The organism is Microtetraspora malaysiensis (assembly GCF_001528665.1).
Classification (GTDB): Bacteria; Actinomycetota; Actinomycetes; order Streptosporangiales; family Streptosporangiaceae; genus Microtetraspora_A; species Microtetraspora_A malaysiensis.
Window position 1 is genome coordinate 126,973 of sequence record NZ_BBYJ01000024.1, and the last position, 8,938, is coordinate 135,910.

The 8,938-nt window shown below is 73.0% G+C and carries 8 protein-coding genes; 6 read left to right on the top strand and 2 right to left on the bottom strand.

Annotated elements, in window-relative coordinates:
• Genes shc through hpnH form a run of 3 tightly spaced genes read left to right on the top strand, consistent with a single transcriptional unit; the run spans position 1 to position 4,381 of the window.
• Positions 1–1,875 carry a squalene--hopene cyclase gene (shc, locus tag AWQ71_RS29035; protein WP_067138706.1) on the top strand — a complete coding sequence of 625 codons (1,875 nt, stop codon included), beginning with the start codon at positions 1–3 and terminating at the stop codon, positions 1,873–1,875.
• Positions 1,872–3,380, top strand: a complete 1,509-nt coding sequence (gene ispH, locus AWQ71_RS29040; RefSeq protein WP_067138708.1) for a 4-hydroxy-3-methylbut-2-enyl diphosphate reductase — start codon at positions 1,872–1,874, stop codon at positions 3,378–3,380. The genes shc and ispH overlap by 4 nt, the downstream gene beginning before the upstream one ends.
• Positions 3,377–4,381: an adenosyl-hopene transferase HpnH gene (gene hpnH / locus AWQ71_RS29045; RefSeq protein ID WP_067138710.1), complete on the top strand. Its 1,005-nt coding sequence runs from the start codon at positions 3,377–3,379 to the stop codon at positions 4,379–4,381. The genes ispH and hpnH overlap by 4 nt, the downstream gene beginning before the upstream one ends.
• Here hpnH and AWQ71_RS29050 read toward each other — a convergent pair.
• On the bottom strand, positions 4,347–5,114 hold the full coding sequence (locus AWQ71_RS29050) for an SDR family NAD(P)-dependent oxidoreductase (RefSeq protein WP_067138712.1): 768 nt from the start codon (positions 5,112–5,114) through the stop codon (positions 4,347–4,349). The genes hpnH and AWQ71_RS29050 overlap by 35 nt on opposite strands.
• 144 nt (positions 5,115–5,258) lie before the next feature.
• Between AWQ71_RS29050 and AWQ71_RS29055 the strand changes: the two genes are divergently transcribed.
• The 3 genes from AWQ71_RS29055 (at position 5,259) to mads6 (ending at position 8,259) form a co-directional block, all read left to right on the top strand.
• Positions 5,259–6,056, top strand: coding sequence for a polysaccharide deacetylase family protein (locus tag AWQ71_RS29055; protein WP_084259409.1), 798 nt, complete (start codon positions 5,259–5,261; stop codon positions 6,054–6,056).
• 42 nt (positions 6,057–6,098) lie between these two features.
• Positions 6,099–6,734: a nucleoside/nucleotide kinase family protein gene (locus AWQ71_RS29060; protein ID WP_067139026.1), complete on the top strand. Its 636-nt coding sequence runs from the start codon at positions 6,099–6,101 to the stop codon at positions 6,732–6,734.
• 97 nt (positions 6,735–6,831) lie between these two features.
• Positions 6,832–8,259: a methylation-associated defense system protein kinase MAD6 gene (mads6, locus tag AWQ71_RS29065; RefSeq protein WP_067138716.1), complete on the top strand. Its 1,428-nt coding sequence runs from the start codon at positions 6,832–6,834 to the stop codon at positions 8,257–8,259.
• 343 nt (positions 8,260–8,602) lie between these two features.
• Here the strand turns inward: mads6 and AWQ71_RS29070 are convergent.
• A partial coding sequence (locus tag AWQ71_RS29070) for an HNH endonuclease signature motif containing protein (protein ID WP_169806654.1) occupies positions 8,603–8,938 on the bottom strand: 336 nt, incomplete at its 5' end.

An 8,938-nucleotide genomic window follows, 5' to 3' on the forward strand; every position in this document is an offset into this window, starting at 1 on the left:
ATGACCACAGTCGCCGCACCCAGCTCCGCCTCGCTCGCCCTCGACGCCGCCTGCGACCACCTGCTCGGCCTCCAGGCCCCCGAGGGGTGGTGGAAGGCCGAGCTGCAGACCAACGTGACCATGGACGCCGAGGACCTGCTGCTGCGCCAGTTCCTCGGCGTGCGCACGGAGGAGGACACGGCGGAGGCGGCGCGCTGGATCCGCTCGCAGCAGCGCGACGACGGCACCTGGGCCAACTTCCACGACGGCCCCGGCGACCTGTCCACCACGATCGAGGCGTACACGGCGCTGCGGCTGGCCGGCGACCCGGTCGACGCGGCGCACATGCGGGCGGCGGCCGGGTTCGTACGTGACTCGGGCGGCATCGAGGCGTCCCGGGTCTTCACCCGCATCTGGCTGGCGCTGTTCGGCCAGTGGTCGTGGCACGACCTTCCGGTCCTCCCACCCGAGATGATCTTCCTACCGCCCTGGTTCCCGTTGAACGTCTACGACTTCGCGTGCTGGGCGCGGCAGACGATCGTGCCGCTCACCATCGTCAGCGCCCGCCGCCCGTCGCGGCCGCTGCCGTTCGGGCTGGCCGAGTTGCGCACCGGACGGCCCGCCCCGCGCGAGCCGCGCACCGGCTGGGACGGCGTCTTCCACGCGCTCGACCGCGTGCTGCACCAGTACGAGCGGTTCCCGATCCCGGGGGTGCGCCGCGCGGCCGAGCGGCGGGCGGTCGAGTGGATCGTGACGCGGCAGGAACTGGACGGCTCGTGGGGCGGCATCCAGCCCCCGTGGGTGTACTCGCTGATCGCCCTCGACCTGTACGGCTACCGCCTGGACCACCCGGTGATGCGCAAGGGCCTCGAAGGCCTGGACCGGTTCACGATCAGGGACGAGCAGGGACGCAGGCTGGAAGCGTGCCAGTCCCCGGTGTGGGACACCGTCCTCGCCGTCAACGCGCTGCTCGACGCGGGCATGCCGGGCGACCACCCCGCCCTCGTCAACGCGGCCGACTGGGTGCTCCGCGAGGAGATCACGGGGCCGGGCGACTGGAGCGTACGGCGGCCGTCGCTCGCGCCGGGCGGCTGGGCGTTCGAGTTCGACAACGACATCTATCCCGACATCGACGACACCGCCGAGGTGATCCTGGCCCTGCGGCGGGTGAAGCACCCGGACGTCCGCCCCGCCATCGACCGCGCCCTGCGCTGGGTGAACGGCATGGCCTCGCGGGACGGCGGCTTCGGCGCCTTCGACGCGGACAACACGCGCGAGCTGTGCACCCGGCTGCCGTTCTGCGACTTCGGCGCGGTCATCGACCCGCCGTCCGCCGACGTCACCGCGCACGTCGTCGAGGCCCTCGCCGTGGAAGAGCCCGCCTCCGACGTCGTACGGCGGGCCGTGGTCTGGCTGCTGCGCCACCAGGAGGCCGACGGGTCGTGGTTCGGCCGCTGGGGCGCCAACCACGTGTACGGCACCGGCGCGGTGGTGCCCGCGCTCGTCGCGGCCGGGGTGCGGCCCGGCGCCGCGTGCGTGCGGCGCGCGGTCTCCTGGCTGGAGGCACACCAGAACGACGACGGCGGCTGGGGCGAGGACATGCGCTCCTACCGCGACCCGGCGTGGATCGGCCGGGGCAAATCCACGCCCTCGCAGACCGCGTGGGCGCTCCTCGCCCTGCTCGCCGCCGGGGAGATCCGCTCGCCGGCGGTGGAGCGCGGTGTGGCCTGGCTGGTGGGCAGCCAGCGCCCGGACGGCGGCTGGGACGAGCCGTACTTCACCGGCACCGGCTTCCCCGGCGACTTCTTCATCAACTACCACCTTTACCGGCTCGTCTTCCCCGTCAGCGCGCTGGGGCGATACGTCCGGGCCGGCGACGAGGCGGCCTCGCCATGACCGGGCCCGCGGCGGACGCCGTCGTCTGCACGGCCCTCGGCGTCGAGGCGCGAGCCGTACGCGAGGGCCTGCCCGACGACGGCGGGAGCGTGCAGGTGATCAGGACCGGGATGGGCCCGGGACCGGCCGGGCGCGCCGAGAACCGGCTGCGCGGCGCGGGCGTGCTCGTCGTGACCGGCTTCGGCGGCGCGCTCGACGACGGCCTGCGGCCCGGCGACGTGGTGGTGGCCAGCGAGATCCGGTTCGACGGCCGGACGATGCCCTGCCCGTCCGCGCCACTCCTCGCGGGGGAACTGGCCCGCGCCGGGCTCAACGTACGCACCGGGCCGCTGGCCACCTCCGACCACATCGTGACCGGAGCGGAGCGCCACCGGCTCGCGGAGGAGGGCGCGCTCGCCGTCGACATGGAGTCGGGGCCGATCGCGGCCGCCGCCGGGGGCCGGCCCTTCGCGGCGGTGCGGGTCATCGTGGACACCCCCGCCGTGCCGCTGCTGCGCCCGGCCACCATCCGCGGCGGCGTGCTGGCCTTCCGCACGCTGCGGCGGGTCGCCCCGGTGCTGGCGCGCTGGGCGGCCGCGTGCGGACCGCGCCACGCGCTGCTCGCCGCGCCGCGCTCCTTCTGCGCCGGGGTCGAGCGGGCCATCGAGATCGTCGAGCGCGCCCTCGACCAGTACGGCCCCCCGGTCTACGTGCGCAAGCAGATCGTGCACAACCTGCACGTCGTACGCGATCTGGAGGCGCGCGGGGCCGTCTTCGTGGACGAGCTGGACGAGGTGCCCGAGGGGGCCGTCACGGTCTTCTCCGCCCACGGCGTGGCCCCCGGCGTACGCGATGAGGCGGCGGCGCGCGGGCTGCGGGTGATCGACGCGACCTGCCCGCTGGTGACGAAGGTGCACGCCGAGGCGCGCAGGTTCGCCGCGCGCGGCGACCTGGTGGCGCTGATCGGGCACGCCGGGCACGAGGAGGTCGAGGGGACGATGGGCGAGATCCCCGGCTCCGTCGTGCTGGTCGAGGACGTCGCCGGCGTGGCGCGGCTGCCCGAGGGCCGCCGGGTCTCCTACCTCACGCAGACCACCCTCGCCGTGGACGAGGCCGCGGACATCGCCGCCGCGATCCGGCGGCGGTTCCCGGACGCGGAGGGCCCGCAGAAGGACGACATCTGCTACGCCACGACGAACCGGCAGCACGCCGTACGCGACGTGGCCGAGGGGTCCGACCTGGTGCTCGTCGTCGGCTCGGCCAACTCGTCCAACTCCCGGCGGCTGGCCGAGGTGGCCGGCCGGGCCGCCCCCGCGTACCTGGTCGACGGCCCCGGCGACATCGCCCTGGACTGGCTCGCGGGAGCCCGCACGGTCGGGCTGACCGCCGGCGCGTCCGCCCCGCCCGCCCTCGTGGACGCGGTCGTGGCCGCGCTGGGCGGGCTCGGCCCGGTGACCGTCGAGGAACGCCGGGTGGCCGAGGAGACCATCCGGTTCACGCTGCCCAAGGAGGTGCGTACGAGATGACGATGCCGGTCCGCCAGGCCCTGCGCATCGGCGGCTACATCCTCGGCCAGAGGCTGCGCGGGCGGACGAAGTTCCCGCTCCTCGTGGAGCTGGAGCCGCTGTTCGCCTGCAACCTGAAATGCGCGGGATGCGGCAAGATCCAGCACCCCGCCGACGTGCTCAAACGCCGGATGCCGGTCGAGCAGGCCGTCGCCGCCGTCGAGGAGTGCGGCGCGCCGATGGTGTCGATCGCGGGCGGGGAGCCTCTCATGCACCCCCAGATCGCCGACATGGTGCAGCGGCTCGTCGCCCGGAAGATCTACGTCTTCCTCTGCACCAACGCGCTGCTGATCCCGAAGAAGATCGACCAGTTCGAGCCGTCGCCGTACTTCGCCTGGACGGTCCACATCGACGGGCTGCGCGAGCGGCACGACGCGTCGGTGTGCAAGGAGGGCGTGTTCGACGAGGCGGTGGCCGCCGTGCGCGAGTGCCGGCGGCGCGGGTTCCGGGTCACCACGAACACCACGTTCTTCAACACCGACAGCCCGCAGACGGTCATCGACGTGCTCAACTACCTCAACGACGACCTCCAGGTCGACCAGATGATGCTCTCGCCCGGGTACGCGTACGAGAAGGCCCCGGACCAGGAGCACTTCCTCGGCGTCCAGGAGACCAGGGAGCTGTTCCGCAAGGCGTTCTCCGGTGGGAACCGGCGGCGGTGGCGGTTCAACCACACACCCCTGTTCCTCGATTTCCTCGAAGGAACGGTGGACTTCCCGTGCACGGCGTGGGCCATCCCGTCGTACTCGCTGTTCGGCTGGCAGCGCCCCTGCTACCTGATGTCCGACGGGTACGCGGCGACCTACCGGGAGCTGGTCGAGGAGACCGACTGGGAGGCCTACGGCCGGGGCCGCGACCCGCGCTGCGCGAACTGCATGGCGCACTGCGGGTACGAGCCGACCGCCGTCTTCGCCACGCTCTCCTCGCTCAAGGAGTCGCTCCGGGCCGTACGCGGCGGCTGACCGGCCGCCCGAACACCCCGGCGAGCGCGCGGAACGGCCCGGGGGCCGCGCCGCGCAGCCGGACGGGCAGCCGCAGCCAGCCCGGCGCGTACGACTCGGGACGGCCGCGCTCGACCGCGGTCACGATGGCTCGGGCGACCCGCTCCGGCGGGATCGGCGCGGGCCGGCGGCGGGCGTAGGCGACGCCCCTCCGCGCGAAGAAGGGCGTGTCCACCACGCCCGGCAGGACGACCGACACGCCGATCCCGGGCACCTCGTACCGCAGGCTCTCGGCGAAGGCGATCAGCGCGGCCTTGGTGGCCGCGTAGACGGCCTCGTCGCGGACGCCGACCGCCCCGGCGATCGACGACACGAAGACCAGGTGACCCCGGCCGCGCTCGACCATGCCGGGGAGCAGCGATCGGGTCAGCGCGATCTGGGCGGTCAGGTTGGTCGCGACCAGTTCCTCGGCGACGCCGTCCGGCATGGTCACCAGCGGCCCCGCCCATCCCCGGCCCGCGTTGCCGACCATGACGTCCACCGGACCCGCGCGCCCGGCGAGGTCCGCGACGCCGGCGGTGAGGTCGCCCGCGACGGCCAGCCCGCCGGTCTCCGCGGCGACCGCGTCGAGCCGCTCCCGGTCGCGGCCGGCCAGCACGAGACGGGCGCCCGCCGCGGCCATCGCCCGCGCGGTGGCGGCCCCGATGCCCGACGACGCCCCGGTGATCAGCACGCGAGCACCCGCCAGTCTCATCGTCCGCCCCCTTTCGTCTCCGAAGTCGTTCCCCACCTCTTTCGCGGTTATCTCCCGGGAACGATCCACGGCACGCTCCCGAGAAGTGAGACGGTCTTGGTTCTGAGCTGACCTCGCATCGGAAAAGACGACAATATGGATGAAATGGGGAGACGTCGGGCCATCTACCTGGCGGTTCTGGTCGCCGTCGAGGGGGCGCTGGCGGCCTGTGCCGACACATCGGCGCAGGGCACCCGGCCCGCCGCGGACGCGACCGGCCGGAAGCCCAGGGCCCGCAAACCAAATTCGCCCAGCCCGTCGCCGAGCCCTTCGCCGGTCTTCTCACCGGTCGCCGTTCCGTCCCGGAAGCCCATCCATCAGATCAAGGAAATCAACCCGGCGGCCCCGCCGAACTCGATCGCCCTGACGATCGACGACGGACCCGATCCCGAGTGGACACCGAAGGTCCTCGACCTCCTCGCGCGGCACCACGTGGTCGCCACCTTCTGCCTGGTCGGCGACGCCATCCGCGAGCACCCCGAACTCGCCAAACGGATCGCCGCCGCGGGCCACGCCATCTGCAACCACACGATGAGCCACCCGCAGCCCTTCGCCGGGCTGTCGTCCGAGCGGATGATCGCCGAGGTCACCGGCGCCCACCGCGAAATCTGGAAGACCACCGGCGTCACCTCACGACTGTTCCGCTCGCCCGGAGGCGACTGGTCGCCCGCCGTGCTCGCGACCGTCGCCGAGAACGGCATGCAGCCGCTCGACTGGGACATCGACCCGCGCGACTGGGCCCGTCCCGGCACCGGCGCGATCGAGGCCGAACTGCTGCACGCCAAACCGGGCAGCATCCTGCTGTCCCACGACGGGGGCGGAGACCGTTCCCAGACGCTGAGCGCTCTCACCACCGTCATCCCCGTGCTCCAAAGCCGGGGACTCACCTTCGTCACCCTGTGATCGCGTGATGCGTCGACGCGGGCGGGAATTACGGTGGACGGTGTGCGCGCACGCCCCGTCTCCCTTCCGCTGCTCGTCGAGGAGATCGCCGACCGGATCACCGCGGCCCCGAACGAGTCCTGGGTACGCGTCGCCGTCGACGGGGCGCCCGCGGCCGACCCCGGAAGGCTCGCCGACGACCTCGTGGCACCCCTCCGCCTGCGGGGGCGCGAGGTGCTGCGGGTCTCGGCGGCAGACTTCCTCCGGCCCGCCTCGCTCCGCCTGGAGTTCGGCCGCACCGACCCCGACGCGTTCTACACCGACTGGCTGGACGCCGGAGCACTGGTCCGCGAGGTCCTCGGGCCGCTCGCGCCCGGCGGGACCGGCCGGGTGCTGCCCACCCTGTGGGACAGCGCGCGCGACCGGGCGACCCGCGCCGCCTACGTCACCCTGCCGCCCGGCGCCGTGCTGCTGCTCGACGGGACCCTGCTGCTCGGCCGCGGCCTGCCGTTCGACCTGGCCGTCCACCTCGCGCTTTCCGAGGCGGCGCTCGCTCGACGCACCCTCGCTGAACACGCTTGGCGACTGTCCGCTTACACTCGGTATGAACACGAGGCCAGACCGTCGTACGTCGCCGACATCGTCGTCCGCGTGGACGACCCGCGGCACCCGGCAGTGGTCACCGATACCGGATCATGAAGGCTGGATCATGAAGTCTGGATGCGGCCTGGCGCGTGAGCACCGGTATCCAGAAGGATGATCTCCGGGAATGCGGTGAGAAAGGCGGCACAGGGAGATGGCTCAGATCGTCGGTGGCGGAAGCCCCGTCAATGACGCGGAGCGACGGGTCATCGCCCACCTCAGGGACAACGCCCCGGACGATTGGCTACTGCTCCACAACATCGAGGTGCCACGTGGCGCCGACCTGTTCGAGGTCGACGTGATCGTGATCACCGGCCACTCGCTGTGCGTGATCGACGTGAAGGGCGCGCGGGGCCGCTTCGAGGTCTCCGGCACACGCTGGTTCCCGCAACGTGGCGGCGAGGCGTTCGGCTCCCCCGTCGCCAAGCTCCGCGGCACGGCCCGCGCGCTCAAGGGCGTCCTCCTCGACATCCACCGCGGGCTCGACCGCGTCTACGTCGACAGCGTCGTGGTGCTGACCGCCCCCGACGCCGTGCTCGTCGACTCCAGCGGCCGCGATGCCCGATACGTCACCAACCTGCCCGGCCTCGTCGGGATGCTGGGCGACGTCTCCCGAGTGCGCCAAGGGTGCAGCCCGGACGTCACGCCGTACCGCACCGCGCTCATCGAAGCGCTGAACGGCACCGTGCGCCGCTCGACCGCGCCGCCCAGGTTCGGCAACTGGAAGGTCGAGGAGCAGCTCGGCGGCGACAACCGGGTCACCGAATACCGCGCCGTCAACGCCACCGCCCCGGCCAGCGAAACCGTCCTGCTGCGGGTCTACCAGGCGGACCCGCTGGCCGACCGCGACCAGCGGGTCGCCGAACAGCGCCGGATCGCCAACGCCTATCAGGCCCTCGCCAAGATCCCCGCACATCCGTGCGTCGCCCGCTCGCGCGACTTCTTCGCCATCGACGACGAGAGCCGGTTCGTGCTCGTCCTCGACGACGTCCACGGCCAGGCCCTGCACCTGCGCCTCGCCGGGCGGATGCCGCCCACCGCCGCCCGCCTCGACATGGTGGACGACATCTTGAGCGGCCTGACGCACGTCCACGCCAACCAGGTCATCCACCGCGCGCTCAGCCCCGCCTGCGTGCTCGTCACCGAGAGCGGGCAGGCGGTGCTCACCGGCTTCGACTACGCCAAGCCGGGGCCGCGCAAACACACCGTCGCCAACGAGCTGCCCAACGTCCTCGACACGCACTACGTCGCGCCCGAGTGCCGGCTCAGGCCCGACCGGATGACCCCCGCCTCCGACGTGTACGCGGCCGGGGTCATCGCCTTCCAGATCCTCACCGGGCAGCTCCCCACCCCCGGCACCGACATCGAGGCCGCCGCCGCGGGCGTCGCCCCCGAGATCATGGACCTGCTGCGCCGGATGCGCGACGAAACGCCCGGCAAGCGCCCCGAGGCGGCCGAGGCCCTCGCCACACTGCGGCAGGCACGCGACACCCGCGTCGCGCCCGGCCACCCCGCGCCGCGCACCCAGCCCCTGCTCCTCGACCGCCTACGCGGCGCCCTCCGCCGCTTCACCCGGGACTGAGCCTCAGTCGCGCATCTCGCCCCGTGAATACCGCCTCACCTACGCCGCTGGTTCGCGCCGTTGATGAGTACCGCTGCGCTGCGGCGGGTGGCACACTGCCCAACCCGGCATGCCGGCCGCCGTCGGCAAGGCAAAGGCAGGCATGGGCCCCTGCCGGACGCGCGGGCCGTGTTCAGAAGGGCGGGAGGTCCTCGGCCGGGTCAGTCGGCGGACCGGCACGAACAGTGACATCCTGTGCCGTGTCCGGTTTGGAGAGGGGTTCTTCCCACCAGGCGGGTTCATACCGGTAGGCCGGCACGTAGGGCAGTCCGTCGACAGCGGGGTCGGTGATGCCGCCCGCGCCCTACCCGGAATCGGCGGGCTTGAGGTGGGCCCAGCCTGCCGGGGCGAACGGCTCGGGCAGCGGCTCGATGACCGGCGGCGGCTGGGCCGGGTACCGGTGGCCCGTCCGGCTGATCCACGTCACCTGACCAGGCGCCGTCTGCACGACCTGCCAGCCGTTGTCACGCAGGTCATGGTCATGCGCGCACGCGGCGGCCAGGTTGCCCTCGCTCGTGGAGCCGCCCGCAGCGTAGGGGCGGGTGTGGTCCAGCTCCGACCGGGTCGCCGGGGTGCGGCAGCCGGGATGCGTACACGCCCTGTCCCTGACCTGGATGTGCCGCCGCAATCCAGCTCTGGG

Excerpts from the sequence above, each read along its gene's own strand:
- AWQ71_RS29050 (WP_067138712.1), bottom strand. The coding sequence starts at position 5,114 with ATGAGACTGGCGGGTGCTCGCGTGCTGATCACCGGGGCGTCGTCGGGC.
- shc (WP_067138706.1), top strand. The coding sequence starts at position 1 with ATGACCACAGTCGCCGCACCCAGCTCCGCCTCGCTCGCCCTCGACGCC.
- ispH (WP_067138708.1), top strand. The coding sequence starts at position 1,872 with ATGACCGGGCCCGCGGCGGACGCCGTCGTCTGCACGGCCCTCGGCGTC.
- mads6 (WP_067138716.1), top strand. The coding sequence starts at position 6,832 with ATGGCTCAGATCGTCGGTGGCGGAAGCCCCGTCAATGACGCGGAGCGA.
- AWQ71_RS29055 (WP_084259409.1), top strand. The coding sequence starts at position 5,259 with ATGGGGAGACGTCGGGCCATCTACCTGGCGGTTCTGGTCGCCGTCGAG.
- hpnH (WP_067138710.1), top strand. The coding sequence starts at position 3,377 with ATGACGATGCCGGTCCGCCAGGCCCTGCGCATCGGCGGCTACATCCTC.